Raw genomic sequence first — 21127 nt, 5'->3', positions numbered from 1 at the left:
CCCCAATTATGACTGCAGTGCAGTAGCTAAACGGTCTAACTTGCCACGAACCGAGCCGTCGATCACCATATCACCGGCTTTGATCAACATGCCGCCAACGACGGTCGGGTCTACACTACAATTCAATTTTACTTTGCGTGCTAAACGTTGCGATAAAGCCGCAGCCAGTTTGTCCTGTTGTGCTGCATTGAGCGCAGACGCAGAAACCACCTCGACGGTCGCTTCTTTTTCGTACTCTGCTTTTAATGCAACATAGGCATCAAACACGGCTGGCAGCGCCAGCAGGCGATGATTTTCCGCCATGACTTTAATAAAGTTCTGGCCATGAGCATCTAATTGCTCGCCACAAACCTGAATAAAGAACGCAGCCTGTTGTTCTGCCGCAGCACCATTGTGCAGTTGCTCAGCAACGTAGCCGTTTTTCGCTACTTCCGCAGCGAAAAACAACATACCTTGCCAGGCATCCAGCGCTTTGTGTTCTACCGCAAACTCAAACGCAGCTTTGGCGTACGGACGAGCTAAATTAGTCAGTTCAGACATGGCTCATCCTCATTAAAGTTCTGCGACCAGCTTTTCCAGGATGTCGCTGTGTGCAGCTTCATCAATAGAACGCTGCAGAATCTTCTCAGCACCAGCCACTGCCAGGGCAGCCACTTGTTTGCGGAGTTCTTCTTTCGCTCTGATCCGTTCAGCTTCAACCTCGGCTTTGGCCTGAGCCAGGATTTTGTCCCGCTCTGCCTGAGCTTTCACCGCAGCTTCGTCGATAATCTGCTGTTCACGCTTTTTCGCCTGGTCGATTAACGCAGAAGCCTGGGCTTTTGCTTCAGTCAACTGCTGTTTCGCTTTCTCTTGCGCCAGACGCAGGTCCTGTTCAGCGCGATCTGTCGCGGCTAAACCGTCTGCAATTTTCTGCTGGCGGGCTTCAATCGCACCGATGATTGGTGGCCATACGTACTTCATACAGAACAGTACGAACACCAGGAACGCGATTAATTCACCAATGAGAGTGGCGTTAATATTCACGGCCGCTTCTCCTTAATTTGCTAGTAAAAGTTGTGTTGTCGCGTCCAATTACATTGCGAACAGCATGTACAGACCGATAGCAACACCGATCATCGCGATGGCGTCGATCAGACCAGCAACGATGAACATTTTACCTTGTAAAGAACCAGCCAGTTCTGGTTGACGGGCTGCAGACTCCAGGAATTTACCGCCCAGAGTACCGAAGCCGATTGCAGTGCCCAGAGCACCTAAACCGATTAATAAGGCAACTGCGATCAGTTTTAAACCTAATACCATTTCCATGATTTTCTCCAAGTTTCTAAGTTAAAGTTAAAACGAAATTTTTATAACGAAATCAGTGTTTTTCGTGCGCCATGCTCAGGTAAACCACGGTCAGGATTGTGAAAATAAATGCCTGCAGTGGAATAACCAATAAGTGGAATGCAGCCCAGACGAAATGCATAGGTAACTGGAATATGCCCACCATAGCGATCAGGATAAAAATCAGCTCGCCAGCGTACATGTTACCGAACAAACGCAGTGCCAGAGACAGCGGCTTGGCCAACAGGGCAACAACCTCCAGAATAAAGTTGAACCAGTATAACCAAGGGGTGTTAAATGGCTGAGTGGTTAACTCTTTGATAAAGCCGCCCACGCCTTTAATTTTGATGGAGTAGTAAATCATCAGAATAAACACACCCAGCGCCAGTGCGATGGTCATGTTCAGATCTGTGGTGGGCACTACTTTCATATAGACATGATGCGGATCATATCCCATGGCAGCACCAATCTGCTGGGCAGTCCACGGCAGGAAATCCACAGGAATCAAATCCATAAAGTTCATCAACAGAACCCAGACAAAAATGGTCAGAGCCAATGGCGCGATGACCGGACTTTTACCGTGGAAGGTACTTTTGACAGTACTGTCGATAAATTCAACCACCATTTCAACCGCACATTGCCATTTGGTTGGCACGCCAGTAGTGGCTTTTTTGGCTACTGCTCTGAAAGAGAACAGAAAAACCAGACCCAAGAGAACAGACCATGCCAGAGTGTCGACGTGTACGGACCAGAAGCCCTCGCCAATTCTCCAGTTGGTCAAGTGGTGAGTAATATACTCTTTGCTTGTAAGCTCAGCACCTGATGCCATTTTCATTCCCAATTATCGTTGTTAATCAAAAGCGGTAACAAAACCTGTAGCAGCAGCGCGACACAAAATGCAGTGAAAAAAATCCAAGGCACTATTGCTACAGTTTTCAGTACTGCCGTCACCAGCAGCACAATAAACAGAAACTTGATGGCTTCGCCCCGGTAGATTGACTTCAGGATAATTTGCACCTGATCAGCACCGTGAAAGCGGAACACATACCAGGCAAAGATGGCGTGGGGAAGCATGCCACACAGCAGTCCCAACAAAGCAGATTTTGCGGATCGTCCATCCATTGCCAGCCAAACTATTGCTGTGATCGCAGCAGCAGCCACAAATTGGCTGAGCAACAACTTCAGGATTAGCGATAAAGGGCTTTTTTTATGCGTTATAACCACTTTTTATCGCTCGTTGAACCCGTCAATATTGAATAGTTTTAGGCCAGCGCAAGTATACTTATCTGCCTTATTTTTGCAAGAAAAAGCGGCCTTACTGCAACTTTTGTCTGAGAGATTGAAAAACTACAGTTTAACTTTCAGCCGAGCCGGCCTGTAATTTCTGCAGTATGCCATCCAGCTCATCCAGACTGGTGTAGGAAATGACCAGGTTGCCTTTGCCTTTTTTGTTGTAATTGATGAGCACTGGCGCGGAAAAACGTTCACTTAAGCGCTGCTCAAGTGACGCAACGTCCGGGTCTTTGGCTTTAGGCTCTGGTTGTGGAGTAGGTTCTAACAGTTTACGTACCAGGTTCTCCGTATCACGCACTGTCATTTGTTTGGCCGCAACAGTACGGGCAGCATCTGATTGCATCAGGCCGTCCAGCGCCAGCAAGGCCCTCGCATGCCCCATTTCAATGTCACCGTGTTCCAGCAGCAGTTTGACATCGTCATTCAGCGCATTCAGACGTAACAGGTTGGTCACTGTGGTGCGGGATTTACCTACCGCATCAGCCACTTGCTGATGCGTTAGTTCAAATTCATCCAATAAACGCTGCAGCGCCACCGCTTCTTCCATTGCATTGAGGTCTTCCCGCTGAATGTTTTCAATCAGCGCAATCGCAACTGCAGCTTCATCCGGTACGTCTTTGACAATACAAGGAATTTCAGACAGCTGAGCCAGTTGGCTGGCACGCCAGCGGCGCTCGCCGGCAATGATTTCATACGACTCAGTGGCTAACTGACGCACCACAATGGGCTGAATAACGCCCTGAGCCCGAATCGAATTGGCTAAATCGTCTAAAGCGTCCTGCGACATGTCTTTACGTGGTTGATACTTACCTGGCTTTAGCCATTCGATCGGCAACTTCTTCAGCTCATTGGCGCTGAGCGAATTCTCAGTCTGAGCTTGCTGTTCCAATGCTGGCTTAGTGGTCAGTAATGCATCCAGGCCACGGCCCAGGCCACGTTTCTTTAACGACATCTTGAATTCATTCCTTGCTTAGGAAGCGGCTTTGACCACTTTTTTGTCCGCCCGACGTAAAATTTCGCCGGCCAGTGCCAGATAGGCCTTGGCTCCAGTGGAGCTTTTATCGTAATACATTACGGGCGTGCCGAAACTCGGCGCTTCCGCCAGGCGAATGTTACGGGGGATCACTGCCCGGTAAACTTTGTCGCCAAAATGTTGCTTCAGCTGTTCTGAAACGTCATTGGCCAGGCGGTTTCTCGGGTCGTACATTGTGCGAAGAATACCTTCGATTTTCAGGTCAGCATTCACGACTGCTGCCAGTTTATTGATGGTATCCATCAGTGCGGTCAGACCTTCCAGTGCGTAATACTCGCACTGCATAGGTACCAGCACTGAATCGGCCGCAGCCATAGCATTCACAGTCAGCATGTTCAGTGAAGGCGGGCAGTCAATAAAAATAAAATCGTAGTGACTGCGCGCATCTTTCAGAGCGGTGCGCAGGCGCAGCTCACGGGCGAACACGTCAAGCAACCGGACTTCGGCCGCGGTGACATCTGAATTGGATGCCACCAGGTGGTAACCACCAGCGGTCTCCTTGACGACCACTTCAGCTAAGGGTTTTTCTTCCACCAGCAGTTCATAAGCCGTGGCATGAACTGCGTATTTATCAACACCACTGCCCATAGTGGCATTGCCTTGCGGATCCAAATCTATCAGCAACACTTTTCGTTTGGTGGCTGCCATGGACGCAGCCAGATTGACCGCAGTCGTGGTCTTACCCACGCCCCCTTTCTGGTTGGCAATCGCAATGACTTTTCCCACAAGAACCCCAATAAGCGTCTGATTAGTTTTGATTTTTCTCCAATACCACCAGGTAACGCTCAGCGTTGAGTGTTGGTACGGACAGCGGATAACTGCCGACAACTTTAACAAAATTCGGCAAAGCTGCAATTTCTTCTTGCACCAGAGCACCTTTCATGGCCAAAAACTGGCCTGTTTGGTGTGGCAGATGCTGACACCAATTCACCATATCGGTCATGGAAGCGAAAGCGCGTGACAATACAGCATCATAACCCCCTTGTGGATCATGATCTTCCACCCGGCTTTGCAGAGGTTCAATGTTGCTCAGTTTCAGTTGCAGTTTTACCTGATTGAGAAAGCGGATACGTTTGCCAAGACTATCCAGCAACACAAAGTTTTTCTCCGGCAAAGCAATGGCCAAAGGCACGCCCGGCAAACCAGGGCCAGTTCCGACATCGATGATCTTTTTCCCCTGAACATGGGGAACAACCGCCAGACTGTCCATGATGTGCTTCACCAGCATTTCTTTCGGATCGCGTACAGAGGTCAGGTTGTAGGCACTGTTCCATTTGTCCAGCAGCTGAACATAGGTGATCAATTGCTGCAGCTGCAGCTCAGATAAGTTCAGGCTGGTTTGTGCAACCAGCCCTTTCAGTATTTCCAGCATGGGGATCCTGTGATTAAGCAGACTTGCGTAGCAAACCTTGTTTTTTCAGGTAAACCAGCAACAGCGATATTGCTGCGGGGGTAATACCGGATATCCGCGACGCCTGGCCGACCGTTTGTGGCTGAGCCTGGTTAAGCTTCAGCACCACCTCGTTGGACAACCCCTTCACCGCTTTGTAATCAAAACCTTGGGGTAACAGGGTGGTTTCGTTGCGTTCCTGCTTGGCGATTTCATCCTGCTGACGGTTGATATAACCTTCGTATTTTATTTGGATTTCAACCTGTTCAGCAGCCGCAGCCTGCTCCAAGCCTGGGCCCACTTGCTCAATCCGCATCAGATCCGCGTAGCTTACTTCAGGGCGACGGATCAGTTCTTCCAGACTGGCTTCACGGCTCAGTGGCGTTTTCAGCAAGCTGTTCACTTCTGTCAACGCTGGGTGCTGCGGGTGGATCCATTGTTGCTTCAGGCGCTGACGTTCCAGCTCGATCTGTTCCATTTTCTGGTTAAAGGCAGCCCAACGCTCATCGTCGACTAACCCCAGCTCACGGCCTTTGGCTGTCAAACGACTGTCAGCATTGTCTTCACGCAGCATCAGACGGTATTCAGCGCGGCTGGTGAACATACGGTACGGCTCTTTGGTGCCCATGGTCGTCAAGTCGTCCACCAACACACCGACATAAGCCTGATCACGACTTGGTGTCCAGGATTCTTTGCCTTGCGCCAGCAGCGCAGCATTCATCCCGGCAATCAACCCCTGAGCACCGGCCTCTTCGTAGCCTGTGGTGCCGTTAATCTGGCCAGCAAAAAATAACCCACTGATAAATTTGGTTTCCAGTGAAGTTTTCAGATCCCGGGGATCGAAGAAGTCGTATTCAATGGCATAACCAGGCCGGGTAATATGGGCGTTTTCCAGGCCTTTAATTGAATGCACCAGGTTTAACTGCACGTCAAAAGGCAGGCTGGTAGAAATACCATTGGGATACAGCTCGTGAGTGGTTAAACCTTCAGGTTCAATAAAAATCTGGTGCTTATCTTTGTCAGCAAAGCGGGTGATTTTGTCTTCAATAGACGGGCAATAACGTGGCCCAACCCCCTCAATCACCCCTGTGTACATAGGCGACCGATCCAGGCCATTGCGAATAATGTCATGGGTTTGTTCGTTGGTGTATGTGATGTAACAGGGGATCTGTGTCGGATGATCGGCACGAGTCCCTAAAAAAGAAAATACCGGGGTCGGGTTGTCACCTGGCTGAGGCTGCATCACTGAAAAATCTACCGAACGCGCGTCAATACGGGGTGGTGTGCCTGTTTTCAGGCGTCCGACCCGGAAAGGCAATTCACGTAAACGTCGGGCTAATGCGATCGACGGAGGATCCCCGGCACGGCCACCACTGAAATTTTGCAAACCAATATGGATCTGACCACCAAGGAAAGTACCCACGGTCAACACCACGGCTTTGGCACGGAAACTCAGACCCATTTGAGTGACTACACCGCAGACTTTATCGTTTTCAACAATCAGATCGTCACAGGCTTGCTGGAATATTTTCAGATTGGGCTGGTTTTCCAATACATGGCGAACAGCTGCACGGTACAAAGCACGGTCGGCCTGAGCGCGGGTTGCACGTACTGCGGGGCCTTTTGAGCTGTTCAGTGTGCGAAACTGAATACCAGCTTTATCTGCAGCCTGGGCCATTAAACCACCCAACGCGTCAATTTCTTTGACCAGATGACCCTTGCCTATACCACCTATGGCAGGGTTGCAGGACATTTGGCCTAAAGTTTCTACGTTGTGGCTGAGTAATAAAGTTTGCATGCCCATACGGGCAGCGGCTAATGCGGCTTCTGTGCCAGCATGACCACCGCCGACTATGATCACGTCAAAATTTTCCTGAAACAGCATAGTTGCCTCGATCTTACTCAGCCTGAAAAAGGGCGCGTATTGTAACCGGATCTGAGAGCCGTGTGAACGTTTTCCGATGGATCAGGATCGGTATCGGATCTCTTATATAAGAAAGGATCTTTAAAGAGATCTTTTTATTATTTTTATACTTATAGGACCTGTTTTGTGTGGGTAACTCAAATAGATTAAATTAGATCAACAGTTTAGGCTGGATCAGATCATGTGATCAAGCTTGGATCCTGCACGATGTTTCCGGTGATCAACTAGGTGTTTTATCCACAGTACTGAAAAGGATTTTTTTTATTCAGAGGATAAATTTAGGTTTTACCTTGTTTTTCCATAGACTTTTCCACATGAGATCATGATAAATTCAATTCATGTGGATAATCTATGTGTAACAGGATCCTAAGCTGGGGTTAAGATCAGCTCAGGCCGATCCTGTCTGTTATTCAGAGAGTCGAATAACACGAAAGCCGGTCAGAACCGGCTTTCTTCAGAACGAGTAGCTGCTACAGCTTTTGAATGAATTGTGGTAACCAGTTTAAGGCTTGATCCTCAGGTAAATCTGCTTGCAGCACATCAATTTCCAGATTAGGCAGCAGTGAATTAGCGCCATTCTGAGTTAATAATGCGGCCATCGTGCGACCTGCCATGCAAAAAGTATCGTAACTGGTATCACCTAAAGTGATCACGGCAAACGAAACTGTGGTAAGATCGCCGCCGTTTTGTGCTAACTGATCCGCAAAGGGTTGGATATTATCGGGCAGATCCCCTGCGCCATACGTCGAGGTGACGACTAACCAGACAGAATTTCTGGTCAGCTGTGTCAATTCAGGGGTGAGATGAAGCTTGACTTCATAACCCGCTTTTTCCAAAGCTTCAGCTACTTGTTCTGCTGTGTATTCAGCAGCGCCCATTTGGCTGCCAACAAGGATCTCAATCATACTGCAACTCATGTAGGTAAATGATTGGTTATACTACTGGAATTAAAAAGAGCAAAGCCAAGGCTTTCTGCTCTTTTTGGGTATTTTTACTGCTGTGCAGGCTCAGTAAAACTACAATAGCACAACCCCCTTGGCCTGCGTGTTATTGAGGTTTTTACAATTTATGTCTGAGTCCATGTCTTTTTCCCAGCTGGCCTTGCCAGAACCAATTCTGCGTGCTGTGACAGAATTAGGTTATGAGCATCCGTCACCTATCCAGGAAGCGGCTATCCCTAAATTGCTGGCTGGTGAAGACTTGTTAGGTCAAGCCCAGACCGGTACAGGTAAAACTGCGGCTTTTGCGTTGCCGCTGTTAGCCCGCCTGGATCCAAAGCAATCTGAACCACAGATCCTGGTTCTGGCACCCACCCGCGAGCTGGCAATTCAGGTGGCCGAAGCCTTTCAGGCTTATGCCCGTTACATGCCAGAATTTCACGTGCTGCCGTTATACGGCGGTCAGAACTACTCCACACAGCTGCGTTCATTAAAACGCGGCTCTCAGGTGATCGTCGGTACCCCAGGTCGTATTCTGGATCACCTGGATCGTGGCACTTTAGTGCTGGATAAGCTTCGCGCTATCGTACTGGATGAAGCCGATGAAATGTTGCGTATGGGTTTTATCGACGATGTGCAGACCATTATGGATGCGACGCCTGAAGGCCGTCAGGTCGCCATGTTCTCTGCCACTATGCCGCCACAAATCCGTGCTATCGCGCAGAAGCATCTGGGTGGCGCTCAGGAAGTGAAGATTGAATCCAAAACCAGCACTGTTGAGCGTATTCAGCAGCGTTATGTGATGCTGGATGGTAATCAGAAACTGGATGCATTAACCCGTGTACTGGAAGGCGAAGAGTACGATGCGGCGATTATTTTCGTTCGTACCAAAAGCGCCACTGAAGAAATCTCCGAAAAACTGGGTGCCCGTGGTTATGCCGTGGCATGCCTGAACGGTGATATGAATCAGGCGCACCGTGAGCAGACCATTCGCCGTTTGAAAGCCGATCAGCTGGATGTGATTGTCGCAACAGACGTAGCGGCCCGCGGTCTGGATGTCGAGCGCATCAGCCTGGTGGTCAACTACGATATTCCGTACGACAGCGAAGCTTATGTGCACCGTATAGGTCGTACCGGTCGTGCTGGCCGTGAAGGGAAAGCGATTCTGTTTGTATCGCCACGCGAGCGTCGCTTATTGCGCACCATTGAACATGCCACCCGTCAGCCGATTGAAAAAATGTCGCTGCCGTCTGGCCAGGTCATTGAACAGCGTCGGATAGAATCCTTCCGTGCGACCCTGGCACAAACCATCGAAACGCAGAACCTGAGTTTCTTCCAGGATCTGATCAACGAATGGCGCGACTCGATGGAAACCACGGATGCAGATTTAGCAGCAGCACTGCTGTATCTGGCACAAAAAGATCAACCATTAAATGTGGCTTCTCAGTTCCCTGAAATTCGTGAACCGCACAGCCGTGATCGTGACAGTGCTGAACGTCCTCGCCGCGAGCGGTTTGAGCGTGGTGACAGGCCTGAGCGCAGTGGTGATCGGTCAGAACGGGGTCCGCGCCCGCCACGTCGTGAAATGAAAGGGGATTACACCACGTACCGCATCGAAGTGGGTAAAGAGCACGGCGTTCGCGCTGGCGATATTGTTGGTGCTATTGCCAATGAAGCCAATATCGACAGCCAGTTTATCGGCAACATTAAACTGTTCGACCATTTCAGTACTGTAGAACTGCCAGCCAGTATGCCAAATGAAATCTTCCAGCATTTGAAGAAGGTGTATGTGCGTAAGCAGAAGCTGAATATCAGTGTTGATACCGGTGCTCCGGCGTCTGCGTCAGGTGAACGTCGTCCGGCCGGACCAGGGCCTCGTCCTGGTGCGGCTCCACGCCCACCGCGTAAACCACGTGATTAATAAGTGAAAAAGCCCGGCATGCCGGGCTTTTTTTCGGCTTGAGTTTGTGATCTTTAGCCCCATATTGAATGGAAATTGCCTGAAGGGGTAGTCCATGATCCTTGCTTGTCCCAGCTGTTCCACCCTTAACCGCATTGATCCGGCTAAAATCGCCGATAAACCCAACTGTGGCCGCTGCAAACAAAGTTTGTTTCAGGGCAAAGCCATAGAGCTGACGGCTGATAACTTTGTGAATCAAGTGCAGAAATCCGAGCTTCCTGTGGTGATCGACTTTTGGGCCAGCTGGTGTGGGCCTTGTTTGAGTTTTGCACCTGTGTTCAGCCAGGCCGCCGCTGAACTGGAGCCGCGTTTTCGTTTTGCTAAGGTCAATACCGAACAACAGCAGCAACTGGCGGCGCAATTTCAGATCCGCTCTATTCCAACTTTGATGGTATTTAAGCAGGGAAAACAGGTTGCACAGCAGTCGGGAGCCATGCCAAAACAGATGTTTTATCAATGGCTGCAGCAGCATAGCTGACAGTCCACTTAAAAAAGGAATGACCTATGAGCCAATTTCAGTTAACCAGCCCGGATATTAAAGAAGGCCATTTTATGGCCAAAACCTTTGAGTTTAATGGTTTTGGCTGTGACGGCCCTAATAAATCGCCAGCTTTGGTATGGTCAGGTGCACCAGCGGGCACCAAAAGTTTTGCGGTGACAGTGTTTGATCCGGATGCGCCGACTGGGTCAGGGTTTTGGCACTGGTTGGTGTTGGATATTCCGGCGACAGTCACTGCGTTGGTGCAAGGGGCCGGCAATGGAGAGTTGCCAGTGGGGGCCCGTACTTTGCGCAACGACTATGGTTTATATGAATTTGGCGGTGCTTGCCCGCCACCAGGCCATGGGATGCACCGCTATCAGTTTACAGTCTGGGCACTCCCCACAGAAACTCTGGCTGTGCCCGACGAAGCAAGCGCTGCGGTGGTAGGTTTTATGCTGAATGCCAATGCTTTAGGCAAAGCTACAATCACGGCGACCTATGCCCGATAAACCAATCCATGGAAGCTCCGCCACTCCCTGAGTGAGGGGCTTCCGTTTTTATTCCCCGGTTTATTTGCCAATACAGAATGTGAAAAGAGTATAAAAAACAATTGTTTATATGTTTCATGGTGGGCCTACAATGGGCCTTTTCATGATTAGAAAAAATCATATAGGGGGGGCGAACCCCCCTTTAGTTATTTACTAGGCGGGCTGCGAAAGTGCTTGCAAACATCTTCCCAACGCCCAAACCTAAAGCGTTTGTACTGAGTAACAAACACGGTTTTACGTTTTGTGAAATGCCTTAGCATTGCTAAATCCTCACAATAATTGCTGAGGGATGAGTAGCCAAGACCTACGAAAACATCTATACTTTTAGTCGCCAAACTTAGGATAGAGTTTTTGTGAGGTGAACATGGGGACATCCCACCACCCATGAAGCTTAATTCTTATCTTTCTAAAGAAGTAGCAGGCCTTAGGTTTGCTACTTTTTTATTTTGCCGAATCTGACCTCCGCTGCTTTGTGAGATACTCCAAATCTCTTCATTACTTCTTCCACAGATCTGCACATCATCACTTCTTCGTAAGGCATGAGAAATTCTGCGGCGAAGCAATCAGCTTGCCATTCAGAATCTTCAAAAAGTTTATGATTGGTCGAAGTGTTGCTGCGGGCGTAGGAAGATATGTTTCTGTGTAAAAACAGATGACCAAGCTCATGAGCGAGGGTAAAAATATCTCTTCCTAACCCTTTACGGGCTCCCTCGTAAACTGACTCTTTTACCTTTATTAGTAGTCTATCAGGGAAGGTTTGAGCGTGATCTTCGCCTAGCTCGCTATCAGGGACTACATCCAGTACGAAGTCGGGGAGGATTCCAGGTAGGGCGCAGTCAAGAATATCAATTATATCGACTCTTCCTGACCTCGGAGCGCCAAGTTCCGCAAAAACTTCGCGGAACTTGTTCGCTAAAAGCCTAATCTTTAGTGTGCTTGAAGGGGGGACGCGTCGCCCTCTTTTTCTTATCACTTACTTCATCCTTTATTACCTAAAATTTCTAAAATACGTTTCGCCTTTTCTTCTGTAAGGGCGGATGATTCAATATTTCTGGCAAACATAGCTACGGCTTCATTTGCTAGGCCTGTTTGTGATTTAGTATTGATCACATGCTCAGTGCGTGACCTCGCAGCACAATCTCTCAACTGTTCTGCCTCATCTGATGGCAATTTAAGAAAAGCGATTACTTTTTCTACTAACTCGTTGGTCAACTTTTTCTTATTGTTTTCGACAGCAGACAGATATGCAGGGGTGACTGACAACCCTTGGGCCATTTCACCAAGCTTTAGACGCAAATCAATCCGATACTTTCGGACTTTTTGACCAAATTCGCTCAGCATTTTTTTCTCCAATTTCATGAAACGAACAGTTTTCCCACCATTCGTATAAATAATTATGTACTGATTTGGTTAATAATGCAATGTGTTTTAGGGAATTATTTTGCTCTGTTTAGTCTGTTTGCCAATGTTGTTGCAAGTTGGCCCTCCTCACGTTGGGTGCAGACCCTGTTTGATGAGAGCCATGCGTCTAACTCTTCTCTCTGGAAGTAAACTTTCTTTCCATTGGGCTTAAAATGTGGAATCAGACGATTGTGGGTAAGTTTGTAGAGATAATGCTTGGATAAGCCGGTGTAGTCTGCGCATTCGTCCATGGTCAGTACCGACTTATGTACTAGGTAATTCATATACAGTAACTTTTCTAAGTCGTAGCCCTGACGGCTTTGGTCTTTGGGGTAGTTTGTATCTTTGCTCATAGCTGTACTTCTTCTAATTCGTTGGGAAAAGGGGAAACTGGGAAAATTCAAGTATTACAGTTAGTTAACTTGGGAAAGTTGTGTGGGAAAGCTGGATATCCAGTTTCAACTCCTCAATGATCCTGTTCGGCAGCAATTTGAAGTATCTGCCACCACGCAGGCCACCCTCTATCTGTTTTTTGAAGGTTCCCCTATCCTCATTTTGTATCAGCCAGCCTCTTTCTTTCAGATACTGAACGCACTGAGATAGCTGGTTCTTGTAAGGCAGGTTCAGCCCTTTGACAAAGGCCTCGCGCGTTAACAACCAAGAGACTTCGTTATCTTCTTTTATCCAATATCCAGAATGACTCGATGAGAGAGTGGTTCCTGGCTGAACTAACTGGAGCCTCCAGCGTTTTAGGGCGATAGGTAGTTGCCTAGCCAACTTTTCGTCCTCAGAGTCTGCCGAAGAGCCTCTTGCCTCTAACCAGGCCTCAAATGCGATTCTGACCGATTTTTCTGCTTCTCCTGTTGGCCAGGGTAATAGACCAGACTTGATTGCAAGTTCTCCGGCAACAGCAAGCAGAGCAAATCGCTTGATTGCCTCTTTTACCTGATTGCCTTCATTGGTAGAGCTCCAAAGAATCTGGTAGCGAGAAATGGCATTTTCCAGGAACTCACTCAACGCTTCTATTTCACTCAGCATTCGGATCCAGGCAGGCATAACACTGCCATGATTTTGGTCTATGCCACGCCAGATAGTGCGGGAGAAAGACTGAATGGAATCATGGCCATGCAGATCATCAAAGATTCCAAACTGACGAGAAGCAGGTACTTCCAGAAAGCGGATTTCCTGACCAGCTTTTACACTCTTTTGAATAGCAGAGAGCTTTTCTTCCAGTCCTACCTCTCCTGTACTGAAGTAGAGTAGGCGCCATGAACGTTTATTACCCAATGAACCATCCTGATTACTGCGGATCTTGGACATGCCATTGGCAAGCATATAAATGGCTTGGTCAACGTCTTCAGCTTGGGCTTGGTGCAATTCATCCAGGCAAAGGAGCATATCATTGTGAGAAGACGCTATTACCTCAAGCCCATTGGCTGTAGAACGCCAGCTATAGGCATAACTTGAGTCAGAATAAAGGCTTGCGGCGAGATTCAGTACCGTCGTTTTAGCTATCTTAGATTTACCATATAGGTGAATGCCGCAACTTGGCCACTTGAGCCAATGCAGAAGGGGTGCCGCAATCCCAGCGCATACCGCGAATACCAGCATCGGATTATTGATACATAATGGCGCAACTGATTGCTGCCAATCGCTGACGCTACCGCTTTGTATCAGCATGTCAGAAACATCACCTGCATAGATCACTTGTTCGGTTTCTCTGCCAACACACCAATCTGGCGTTACAAAGCTTCTGTTAACCCAACCAGTCTGAGTTGCACTGATGTATCGTTCGGCAGGATTGGCATGATTCAAATAAGTAATGATTTGATCCCAAGTTTTTGGGCGATTGGATACGGACAATCCTGTATCGATCAGAACCTCTTTCAACTGGCGGCCATAGTCATTGATAATCTGGCGGCGAGGAAAGACGTGCTGTAGTTTCACTCCATCCAGGTTTACCCATTCGATTAACATTCCATAGTTACGTTTGTTTTCACCATCCCGAGTGATGGCTAATACCCGGATTGGGCCACACAGAAACTTGGGTTCGGCATCTTGGTGGGTAATGAACAGACCTTCCTCACGTAGCTCATACATAGTGGTTGGTTTCCTTTGTTTGTCATTGCTAGACAGGAAACTACCGGAGTCTTAACGCGAGTGTTCTTGAAAAACTAGGGTAACTTTGAACCCCCTTTTTTATGTACAGTATGTATGCAAGTACAGTTATCAATTTGGCATGCCAAATTGTGTAGGTGAAATGACAGGGACATTGGTTACTTAGAGCGATCTGCCTCTCGCTTGAGGGCAACATGAAAGCTTACAGCAAAGAAAGCCACTATACCGAGTATCAAACTGCAGCCGACAAGCACTGGTCCCATATTAGGCCCCTTCTCTTAAAGCGTTGAAAAGATCATTCTTGAGTCTGTTGTAACGTCTGGTAGCCCGAATCGCTAAAACCATCAAAACCCACATCTGAAACCATTCATATGCTGACATCACACCTCCTATTGGGTTTAGTGCCTGGTAATGCCGGACAATACTCCGCCTTCCCAGTTACATAGCTCGATGATCCAGATGCTGATTTGCTGCTGCTTATCTGGATTATAGCCAGTAAACGGGAAGGATATCCGGGTACTGCGAGCCTTAAATTCTGAAAATGGCTCTAATATTACATCCCAAATAGTGCCATGTTCGTTCGTGATATCGAATGCAAACGCTTTTTGGGATATTAAAGCGACCAACATTTCCTCTTCCGTACTGATTTCTTTATCAAAAGAAAGACCAAGCGGCTCACATTCACTCTCGATTCCGCTGAGGCGACGTTTTATCTCGGCCAGCGCAGGTATAAATGGCCATAGCTCTCTGTTCGCAATCAGTTCGTTTTCGGTCATAAAAAGCTCTTCCCAATTTGGCATGCCAAATTGACTTTAGTAATAAGTATCGTATAGCTCACCTCGGGCCTGGGCATCCTCGGCTTCTGCTCGGGTCATATGTTCGCCATCAGCAATAACATTGCCCATACCATCATCCATCTGGTCTAACTGATCATTTTTCTCTGCTGACTGGCCATCAGCGTTAAAAACGCTAGCTATCAAGTAGATAACTACTACCAACACGCACACAAGAGTCTCAAGCATAGTCATTTTCTCCCGGCTCAATTTGGCATGCCAAATTGAAAGCTAAGTATTCCTTAGTATCTAGGCTTCATTAAAGCTAAGAAAATCTTAGTTTTCAATAGCGGATGTCTTACACCAGTTGAAAACTAATGATGGTTCGCCGTTTCCAGCACGGCTAAAGCAGGCAAGAACAAGATTAGGTCTATCCCAAAAACAATTAGGAATAATGGCGGGGATGGATAAGTTTGTTGCGTCTGCACGTATGAACCAATATGAACGCGGTGTTCACACCCCAGACTTCAAAACGGTTGTAGCTCTAAGTCACGTTCTCAAAGTGCCAACCGCCTTCCTCTTTTGTATTGAAAACGAGTTGGCAGAGGAGATTCTGAACTGGTCTGCCAAATTTTTAGCTGAATAGGTTGAATGCTCTTACACCAATTCAACTGCTATCAAAGCAAGAAGCAGCATTCCTGCATTGAGTAGCAGGCATTGACTTAGAATTCTGTTCCAAGGCGTTGGATAGTTTGGCCTGTTTTTTAGAATCCTTCTATACTCCCCCCCTTCAGACATGCACCAAAACATGATTAGTACATAGGTAATCCATGCGATGATAGGTCTTCCATCCATTGTGAGAACCCCAATTCCCACACTGATACTCAGAGGACCGGCAACTCGGTTTATTTCACGGAAATAACGAGTTGAGACTTCTTCTGCTGGATCACTGTAAATAGTCATTCATTATTTCTCCTAACCTAAGTTTTTTCAGGGAAATATTACATCAATAATGTCTCAGGTAAGCATAGTAGAGGTGCCTTTTTTGAGGTTCTAATATATTTAGCTGCCAAGATATGTGTAGGTAATACTAAAGCGCTCATGTCCTAACTCTCTACTGATTATCATCCTGGCTTCAACATCTTGCTTGCGTAACTCCCCGCTTAACTCAGCCCGTTTAGGCCCTCCGTCAGCGGGGCATTTCCATCCCGTCAGGGCATAGTAACGCTCTCTGGCATAATGATGCCTCAGTCCGTGATTTTTGCTAAGACCAACTCTCGTGGTTTGGTATATGTAGTTGTCGAGTTGTTGCTTATAGTTTTTTTCTGCCGGAATCATTGAAGCTCCTTTGTTGAATGCCCGGATGTCGTCGAGAAGCTTCTTCTGAGAGTCTGTTCTAATTGGTATTTGTCGAGGCTTTCCGCCCTTTGTCCAAGAGCCTTTGAGGCGCAAGTGATCCTGCTGGTCAGCATAAGACAGGGTGAACTTGATGCATTCCTCTCTTCTCAACCCAAATTCCTGCTGTAGCCGCAGGGACAGTTTCAGGTGGTCATCGGTAATTTTGGAGTGCTTTTCAAGGTCCAAGGATTTCGATTTGCCAATAGGACTCGAAAAAACCCGCGCAATTCCGTATTCCTCATTGGTTTTATGAACGATGTTACGCTTGCCTACTTTGTCGGCCCACCATCTGAGCGCTGACATTCTATTTTTTATTGTTTTGGTAGCTAGTGACTGCTCTTTCCAATGGTTTACCAGAAAAGTCACATGCTTCTCCTTAAGACCTTTAGGATCTCTAAGGTTGAATCCGGCATCCCGCAACTGTTTCGCCATTTGATTCAGAATATCGCCACGACTGCCGCGTGTTGAGTAACCATCTTCTTTGTGTGTTTTATGCACCAGTTGATTTAGCTTGTAGCCTAACTGACTCATAGCCATTTCCTCATAGATTTTGATTGTTGGACAATAGGAGAAACCAAAACCAGAGATCAGGGGGGCAAATGCCGAAAGTTAGGTGAGTTTTAAAGCCACATAAATGGTCTTAACCGATATATGTCATTCCAGCGGAACGCAGGGGCTAACTGATCTCCAAGCATACAAGCTGAGCCGGACATCGTCTGTAGAGGATGGTACGGACTACTAAGGTCTTGGTTGAATTATATGGTCTGCTTTCCAGACCAAGTTCATACAGGTACAAGGGTGTACCCACCTCAGTATTTACGTGTTGAGGGCAGCAGAAGCGCCCGTTTTCTTCATTGCCCGTGAGGGCTAATGCGAGTTCAGGATACCAAACTGATCGGTTGGTGCAAGCAGAATGTTACCCGTCCCTTGACTGTCCCTTCCTTCTCTTTTCCCTGAATTGCTCCAAGGCATCATGAGCAATATGCCTTGAAGCGCGACTCTGCGAGTCGTCCCTACCGTAACGCTAGGGACGACTCACTCTGTTTCTGAACTTAGATCTGTGGTTGCTTCATAACTTGAAACTGTATAGATATACAGTATATTTTCTATATGTCATGGGTGTTAATATATAGTCAATAAATCAATGTTCATTAAATGTTCATGAATCTAACGATTGGCTATGCGAAGCCATCCTCTGATGACAAGGATATGAAGCGTCAACTGGAAGTTCTTAAAGGCACCGGTTGCCAGTCTGTTTTTGAAGATAGGGGGGGAGGCTTTAACGAGTGCTTAAAGCTATTAAGTAGCGGTGACGTCTTGATTATATGGAGACTAGAAAGGATTGCTAAGAATCTTTCTGGGCTTGTTAAAGTCTTGTGCTCACTCCAACAGATAGGTGCGGAATTATACAGCGTTACTGAAGATTTTAAGGTAAGTCCAGAATCGTATTGCTGCACATTAGATGTGTTTGGAGTGCTTTCAGAATTTGAACTGCAGGTGAGTAAGGAGCGTTCACGGACAACGCTTGAGTTATCCCGAGCCAGGGGACGGAATGGAGGGAGAAAACCTAAGCTATCCCCGAAGGAAATATTAAAAATCAATCAGATACTAAGAGACCCTAACGCGAGTGTTAGTAAAGTTGCTGAGCAATATGGGGTTTCAAGAACAACTATCTATAAACATTGTGGCGTGGTTCAGCCATGTCGCCAGTGAGGACTAAGAAATGGAAAAGGTTGCATTAAAGCTAAAGCTACCTAATGTTGAAAAAATTCAACGTGATGGAGCGCTTGCCGTTGGTGGCTCAACTATTTTTGAAGGTGATGCTCTGACCGTATTGAGGCGGTTGCCAAATAATTCTGTGCGTTGTGTTGTTACATCGCCGCCATACTGGGGTTTAAGAGATTATGGTATTGATGACCAAATAGGCTTGGAACAGACTATGCCGCAGTTTATACAAAGGCTTGTGGCCATTTTCTCAGAAGTGAAAAGAGTCTTAACTGAAGATGGCTCCTTGTGGGTCAATATTGGAGATGGTTACACAAGTGGCAATAGAGGTTATCGAGCTCCAGATAAGAAAAATCCTGCTAGAGCGATGGGTGTTCGCCCAGATACGCCAGACGGGTTGAAGCCAAAAGATCTGCTGGGTATTCCCTGGAGGTTGGCCTTTGCACTGCAAGATGATGGCTGGTATCTGAGAAGTGATATAGTTTGGCACAAGCCAAATGCTATGCCAGAAAGTGTTAAGGATAGACCTTCTAGATCTCACGAATATCTATTTTTGTTCACAAAATCAGAGAAATATTACTACGATTGGGAATCTGTAAGAGAACAAACAGAAAACGGTGGGCTAAGGAACAGGCGTTCAGTTTGGAATATTAAAACAAAAGGATTTGCGGGAGCTCACTTTGCAACTTTTCCCGCGGACTTAATTCGGCCATGTATTCTGGCATCCTCCGAACCTGGAGATTTTGTATTAGATCCCTTTTTTGGATCAGGAACAGTTGGGGTAGTCTGTCAAGACGAAGATAGACAGTATGTAGGGATCGAACTTAACCCGGATTACGTATCTATCGCTGTAGACAGATTAAAGGGAGTAGAGAGTAACGTTGTAAGGATATCAGTTGGATGAGTATGAAATTCAATTTTCCGTCACCAGATTTACAGATTGGATTTGCATTAGAGCTGAAAAAATTTAGGTCTGTATATTTACAAGGAGCATTACTTGAAACCATTCAAAATTTGGACGTTACTGAGATAGATAGACAACTCGCAGAATATGTTTGCAAGGATGATTTATCTACGTTGGCTAAGTTTGGCCTGAGAGGGGAATTACTCTTCCCTGTTCCTATTGTTCTCAGAGAGAATCCTTATCTACTTGGATACTATAGACTGTTGCTTGGTTATAGTCAGAAAGAGTTTTATGGGCGAGATAAAGGATTTGGAGTTGGCCATTTCAAATCCATGGAAGTGAATGGACGCATTGGGAAAGTGGCAGCAAGTGACATTGAGGATTTATGTCTAGCTTTTAGTGCCGCAGCTTCGGCTCTGTTAAAGGGAGTAGGCCCCCTTAGAGTTTCGAGAGAATTACTTGATGATCTCACGCTGTTAACAGTGGGACCACAGTTTAGGGGAGGGGCAAACAATGCTCGAGGGGCTGCTGGAATTATTCAGGTATTCGAAATAATTAAAGAAATAGTTGAGCACTCTGTGGAGAATTTGGGGGAAAACTCGATGGAGGTCAGGAGTGCTACAGGTAGACTGTTTGCTATCGAGTTTGCCCCCGACCCAGATATCATTATTAAGGAGGAGATGTCTGTTGGACATGATAGGAATGTGGTTGCTATAGAAGTAAAGAGCGGAACTGATGTATCTAATATCCACAACCGAATTGGTGAGGCTGAAAAGAGTCATCAGAAAGCTAGAAAAGACGGATTTACAGAGTGCTGGACGGTTGTGAATGTAAATCAATTGGACATGGAAAAAGCAAAGAGTGAATCTCCGTCTACAGACAGATTTTATTCAATAGCTAATTTATCATTAAGATGTGGTGATGAGTATGAAGACTTTAAAAGAAGGATCATGTCGCTAACCGCTATACCTGCTGCAAGAAATTAATTAGCCCTAAACCACTCCGTCCAAATCCAGTCAAGCAATAAATCGGAACCCCGCATACGGGGCCCCCTTGCTGCGCAACCCTTCGGGCGATTTATAGCTTGACTGGCTTTGAACTCCGCAGTGCATGTAGCCCATGTGGTATGGCGCGCCTTTAGGCGACGAGCGCCTAAAAACTCACCAACCACATAAGCAAAAGGGGCTAACATGACGAAGAATGAGTTTATTGCCAGAGCAAGAATCGTTGAGTATCGCGAGATTAAACGCACCAGAGCACCTATCGAGAGATTGGTTCTATCAGCTGTAACGAGGGAGGATGAATGTTTTCTGGTTCGTTCCGGTAGCAGGCTGCAATTCTGGATCACCAGAAGAGGTAGCCTTATGTCTGTAAATCAGTCTGCTAATTCTTGCTTTTGTGTGACAGTAGCGGCCGGGTAGCCCCGGCCCAGGGAAGAGGGGGAGGGAAAAAGGGAAGTTGGAGGCGTATTAATTTGTTGAAATACATATACTTTCCCAGTTTCCCAATATTCCCAGTCTATCCATTTCACTGCAGAATACTTGGAAGCGACATCATCGCTTCTTTGCGCTTACTCTCAATGATATCCGCATACACTTGGGTTGTTTTCAGCTCTGAGTGTCCCAAAAGCCTGGATACAGTGTATATGTCTGCCCCATGGGTCAGCATCCTTACTGCAAAGGTGTGCCGGGCGCTGTGAAAAGTAATGTGTTTGGTAATGCCTGCCCGCATCACCCACTGAGCCAATGCAACGTTACTATAGGATGAATACTTCAGACCTTTGAATACCCGTTCGCTTAGTCCGGCTTTTTCACCCATCAATGTAACGGAGTCTGGCGGTAGGTCCAGATACTGATTGTATTGGTGTAAACATCCCTTAAAATCGGTGCATTCCTGATTAGAGTTCTCCGGCGTACAC

The 21127-nt window shown here is 47.0% G+C and carries 26 protein-coding genes; 7 read left to right on the top strand and 19 right to left on the bottom strand.

Going from position 1 to position 21127, the window contains the following annotated elements:
- Window positions 1-6: 6 nt before the first annotated feature.
- The 10 genes from atpH to mioC form a co-directional block, all read right to left on the bottom strand.
- Entirely contained in the window at window positions 7-540 is a 534-nt protein-coding gene (atpH, locus tag WKJ04_RS13645; RefSeq protein ID WP_337880913.1) for a F0F1 ATP synthase subunit delta, read from the bottom strand.
- Window positions 541-552: 12 nt separating this feature from the next.
- Window positions 553-1023 carry a F0F1 ATP synthase subunit B gene (gene atpF / locus WKJ04_RS13640; protein ID WP_337841888.1) on the bottom strand — a complete coding sequence of 157 codons (471 nt, stop codon included), beginning with the start codon at window positions 1021-1023 and terminating at the stop codon, window positions 553-555.
- Window positions 1024-1071: 48 nt separating this feature from the next.
- Window positions 1072-1305, bottom strand: a complete 234-nt coding sequence (gene atpE, locus WKJ04_RS13635; protein WP_337841889.1) for a F0F1 ATP synthase subunit C — start codon at window positions 1303-1305, stop codon at window positions 1072-1074.
- A 52-nt stretch (window positions 1306-1357) separates the two neighbouring features.
- Window positions 1358-2152 (bottom strand): F0F1 ATP synthase subunit A, encoded by a 795-nt coding sequence (atpB, locus tag WKJ04_RS13630; RefSeq protein WP_337880957.1) that lies wholly within the window; start codon window positions 2150-2152, stop codon window positions 1358-1360.
- A gap of 2 nt (window positions 2153-2154) precedes the next feature.
- Entirely contained in the window at window positions 2155-2547 is a 393-nt protein-coding gene (locus WKJ04_RS13625) for an ATP synthase subunit I (RefSeq protein WP_337880912.1), read from the bottom strand.
- 130 nt (window positions 2548-2677) lie between these two features.
- On the bottom strand, window positions 2678-3568 hold the full coding sequence (locus WKJ04_RS13620) for a ParB/RepB/Spo0J family partition protein (protein WP_337880911.1): 891 nt from the start codon (window positions 3566-3568) through the stop codon (window positions 2678-2680).
- 18 nt (window positions 3569-3586) lie between these two features.
- Window positions 3587-4375, bottom strand: coding sequence for a ParA family protein (locus WKJ04_RS13615; RefSeq protein ID WP_337880910.1), 789 nt, complete (start codon window positions 4373-4375; stop codon window positions 3587-3589).
- 22 nt (window positions 4376-4397) lie between these two features.
- Entirely contained in the window at window positions 4398-5021 is a 624-nt protein-coding gene (gene rsmG, locus WKJ04_RS13610) for a 16S rRNA (guanine(527)-N(7))-methyltransferase RsmG (protein WP_337880909.1), read from the bottom strand.
- A gap of 13 nt (window positions 5022-5034) precedes the next feature.
- Window positions 5035-6924, bottom strand: a complete 1890-nt coding sequence (mnmG, locus tag WKJ04_RS13605; protein ID WP_337880908.1) for a tRNA uridine-5-carboxymethylaminomethyl(34) synthesis enzyme MnmG — start codon at window positions 6922-6924, stop codon at window positions 5035-5037.
- A gap of 509 nt (window positions 6925-7433) precedes the next feature.
- Entirely contained in the window at window positions 7434-7868 is a 435-nt protein-coding gene (mioC, locus tag WKJ04_RS13600) for an FMN-binding protein MioC (protein ID WP_337880907.1), read from the bottom strand.
- A gap of 163 nt (window positions 7869-8031) precedes the next feature.
- Here mioC and WKJ04_RS13595 point away from each other — a divergent pair, with 163 nt between their 5' ends.
- The 3 genes from WKJ04_RS13595 to WKJ04_RS13585 all read left to right on the top strand — a co-directional run bounded on the left by WKJ04_RS13595 (window position 8032) and on the right by WKJ04_RS13585 (window position 10851).
- Entirely contained in the window at window positions 8032-9822 is a 1791-nt protein-coding gene (locus WKJ04_RS13595; RefSeq protein WP_337880906.1) for a DEAD/DEAH box helicase, read from the top strand.
- Window positions 9823-9916: 94 nt separating this feature from the next.
- On the top strand, window positions 9917-10339 hold the full coding sequence (gene trxC / locus WKJ04_RS13590) for a thioredoxin TrxC (RefSeq protein ID WP_337880905.1): 423 nt from the start codon (window positions 9917-9919) through the stop codon (window positions 10337-10339).
- Between the two features lie 26 nt (window positions 10340-10365).
- Window positions 10366-10851 carry a YbhB/YbcL family Raf kinase inhibitor-like protein gene (locus WKJ04_RS13585; protein ID WP_337880904.1) on the top strand — a complete coding sequence of 162 codons (486 nt, stop codon included), beginning with the start codon at window positions 10366-10368 and terminating at the stop codon, window positions 10849-10851.
- A gap of 472 nt (window positions 10852-11323) precedes the next feature.
- Here WKJ04_RS13585 and WKJ04_RS13580 read toward each other — a convergent pair whose 3' ends face one another.
- The 6 genes from WKJ04_RS13580 to WKJ04_RS13555 form a co-directional block, all read right to left on the bottom strand.
- Complete coding sequence (locus tag WKJ04_RS13580) at window positions 11324-11863, bottom strand: ImmA/IrrE family metallo-endopeptidase (protein ID WP_337880903.1); 540 nt, start codon at window positions 11861-11863, stop codon at window positions 11324-11326.
- Between the two features lie 5 nt (window positions 11864-11868).
- Window positions 11869-12231, bottom strand: a complete 363-nt coding sequence (locus WKJ04_RS13575; protein ID WP_337880902.1) for a helix-turn-helix transcriptional regulator — start codon at window positions 12229-12231, stop codon at window positions 11869-11871.
- A 95-nt stretch (window positions 12232-12326) separates the two neighbouring features.
- Window positions 12327-12644, bottom strand: coding sequence for a helix-turn-helix domain-containing protein (locus WKJ04_RS13570; RefSeq protein ID WP_337880901.1), 318 nt, complete (start codon window positions 12642-12644; stop codon window positions 12327-12329).
- Between the two features lie 64 nt (window positions 12645-12708).
- Window positions 12709-14391, bottom strand: a complete 1683-nt coding sequence (locus tag WKJ04_RS13565; protein ID WP_337880900.1) for a DUF927 domain-containing protein — start codon at window positions 14389-14391, stop codon at window positions 12709-12711.
- Window positions 14392-14807: 416 nt separating this feature from the next.
- Window positions 14808-15185, bottom strand: a complete 378-nt coding sequence (locus tag WKJ04_RS13560; protein WP_337880899.1) for a hypothetical protein — start codon at window positions 15183-15185, stop codon at window positions 14808-14810.
- A 36-nt stretch (window positions 15186-15221) separates the two neighbouring features.
- Window positions 15222-15431, bottom strand: a complete 210-nt coding sequence (locus WKJ04_RS13555) for a hypothetical protein (RefSeq protein WP_337880898.1) — start codon at window positions 15429-15431, stop codon at window positions 15222-15224.
- Between the two features lie 118 nt (window positions 15432-15549).
- On the opposite strand from WKJ04_RS13555, the gene WKJ04_RS13550 reads away from it, so the two are divergent.
- Window positions 15550-15828, top strand: coding sequence for a helix-turn-helix transcriptional regulator (locus WKJ04_RS13550; protein ID WP_337880897.1), 279 nt, complete (start codon window positions 15550-15552; stop codon window positions 15826-15828).
- 11 nt (window positions 15829-15839) lie between these two features.
- On the opposite strand, the gene WKJ04_RS13545 is transcribed toward WKJ04_RS13550, so the two are convergent.
- Window positions 15840-16145, bottom strand: coding sequence for a hypothetical protein (locus WKJ04_RS13545; RefSeq protein ID WP_337880896.1), 306 nt, complete (start codon window positions 16143-16145; stop codon window positions 15840-15842).
- Window positions 16146-16244: 99 nt separating this feature from the next.
- Window positions 16245-17111 (bottom strand): phage integrase N-terminal domain-containing protein, encoded by an 867-nt coding sequence (locus WKJ04_RS13540; protein ID WP_337880895.1) that lies wholly within the window; start codon window positions 17109-17111, stop codon window positions 16245-16247.
- Window positions 17112-17735: 624 nt separating this feature from the next.
- Between WKJ04_RS13540 and WKJ04_RS13535 the strand changes: the two genes are divergently transcribed.
- The 3 genes from WKJ04_RS13535 to WKJ04_RS13525 are packed head-to-tail and all read left to right on the top strand — an operon-like array spanning window position 17736 to window position 20195.
- Complete coding sequence (locus tag WKJ04_RS13535) at window positions 17736-18293, top strand: recombinase family protein (RefSeq protein ID WP_337880894.1); 558 nt, start codon at window positions 17736-17738, stop codon at window positions 18291-18293.
- Between the two features lie 10 nt (window positions 18294-18303).
- A complete protein-coding gene (locus WKJ04_RS13530; protein ID WP_337880893.1) occupies window positions 18304-19209 on the top strand; it encodes a site-specific DNA-methyltransferase in 906 nt (301 codons plus the stop codon).
- The gene (locus WKJ04_RS13525; RefSeq protein ID WP_337880892.1) at window positions 19206-20195 is read left to right on the top strand and encodes an XcyI family restriction endonuclease; all 990 of its coding nucleotides are present in this window, start codon (window positions 19206-19208) and stop codon (window positions 20193-20195) included. The genes WKJ04_RS13530 and WKJ04_RS13525 overlap by 4 nt, the downstream gene beginning before the upstream one ends.
- A gap of 541 nt (window positions 20196-20736) precedes the next feature.
- On the opposite strand, the gene WKJ04_RS13520 is transcribed toward WKJ04_RS13525, so the two are convergent.
- Window positions 20737-21127 (bottom strand): site-specific integrase (locus WKJ04_RS13520; protein ID WP_337880891.1); only part of this gene is annotated, 391 nt, incomplete at its 5' end.

The organism is Rheinheimera sp. (genome assembly GCF_037442345.1).
Taxonomy (GTDB): domain Bacteria; phylum Pseudomonadota; class Gammaproteobacteria; order Enterobacterales; family Alteromonadaceae; genus Pararheinheimera.
The sequence above is the reverse complement of the archived record's forward strand: the minus strand, read 5'-3'. Positions and strand labels throughout refer to the sequence as shown.

Excerpts from the sequence above, each read along its gene's own strand:
- WKJ04_RS13620 (WP_337880911.1), bottom strand. The coding sequence starts at position 3,568 with ATGTCGTTAAAGAAACGTGGCCTGGGCCGTGGCCTGGATGCATTACTG.
- mioC (WP_337880907.1), bottom strand. The coding sequence starts at position 7,868 with ATGATTGAGATCCTTGTTGGCAGCCAAATGGGCGCTGCTGAATACACA.
- WKJ04_RS13565 (WP_337880900.1), bottom strand. The coding sequence starts at position 14,391 with ATGTATGAGCTACGTGAGGAAGGTCTGTTCATTACCCACCAAGATGCC.
- WKJ04_RS13555 (WP_337880898.1), bottom strand. The coding sequence starts at position 15,431 with ATGCTTGAGACTCTTGTGTGCGTGTTGGTAGTAGTTATCTACTTGATA.
- atpH (WP_337880913.1), bottom strand. The coding sequence starts at position 540 with ATGTCTGAACTGACTAATTTAGCTCGTCCGTACGCCAAAGCTGCGTTT.
- trxC (WP_337880905.1), top strand. The coding sequence starts at position 9,917 with ATGATCCTTGCTTGTCCCAGCTGTTCCACCCTTAACCGCATTGATCCG.
- rsmG (WP_337880909.1), bottom strand. The coding sequence starts at position 5,021 with ATGCTGGAAATACTGAAAGGGCTGGTTGCACAAACCAGCCTGAACTTA.
- WKJ04_RS13585 (WP_337880904.1), top strand. The coding sequence starts at position 10,366 with ATGAGCCAATTTCAGTTAACCAGCCCGGATATTAAAGAAGGCCATTTT.
- WKJ04_RS13545 (WP_337880896.1), bottom strand. The coding sequence starts at position 16,145 with ATGACTATTTACAGTGATCCAGCAGAAGAAGTCTCAACTCGTTATTTC.
- WKJ04_RS13540 (WP_337880895.1), bottom strand. The coding sequence starts at position 17,111 with ATGAGTCAGTTAGGCTACAAGCTAAATCAACTGGTGCATAAAACACAC.
- atpE (WP_337841889.1), bottom strand. The coding sequence starts at position 1,305 with ATGGAAATGGTATTAGGTTTAAAACTGATCGCAGTTGCCTTATTAATC.
- WKJ04_RS13575 (WP_337880902.1), bottom strand. The coding sequence starts at position 12,231 with ATGCTGAGCGAATTTGGTCAAAAAGTCCGAAAGTATCGGATTGATTTG.
- WKJ04_RS13535 (WP_337880894.1), top strand. The coding sequence starts at position 17,736 with ATGTTCATGAATCTAACGATTGGCTATGCGAAGCCATCCTCTGATGAC.
- atpB (WP_337880957.1), bottom strand. The coding sequence starts at position 2,152 with ATGGCATCAGGTGCTGAGCTTACAAGCAAAGAGTATATTACTCACCAC.
- WKJ04_RS13530 (WP_337880893.1), top strand. The coding sequence starts at position 18,304 with ATGGAAAAGGTTGCATTAAAGCTAAAGCTACCTAATGTTGAAAAAATT.
- WKJ04_RS13525 (WP_337880892.1), top strand. The coding sequence starts at position 19,206 with ATGAGTATGAAATTCAATTTTCCGTCACCAGATTTACAGATTGGATTT.
- WKJ04_RS13560 (WP_337880899.1), bottom strand. The coding sequence starts at position 15,185 with ATGACCGAAAACGAACTGATTGCGAACAGAGAGCTATGGCCATTTATA.
- WKJ04_RS13595 (WP_337880906.1), top strand. The coding sequence starts at position 8,032 with ATGTCTGAGTCCATGTCTTTTTCCCAGCTGGCCTTGCCAGAACCAATT.
- WKJ04_RS13570 (WP_337880901.1), bottom strand. The coding sequence starts at position 12,644 with ATGAGCAAAGATACAAACTACCCCAAAGACCAAAGCCGTCAGGGCTAC.
- mnmG (WP_337880908.1), bottom strand. The coding sequence starts at position 6,924 with ATGCTGTTTCAGGAAAATTTTGACGTGATCATAGTCGGCGGTGGTCAT.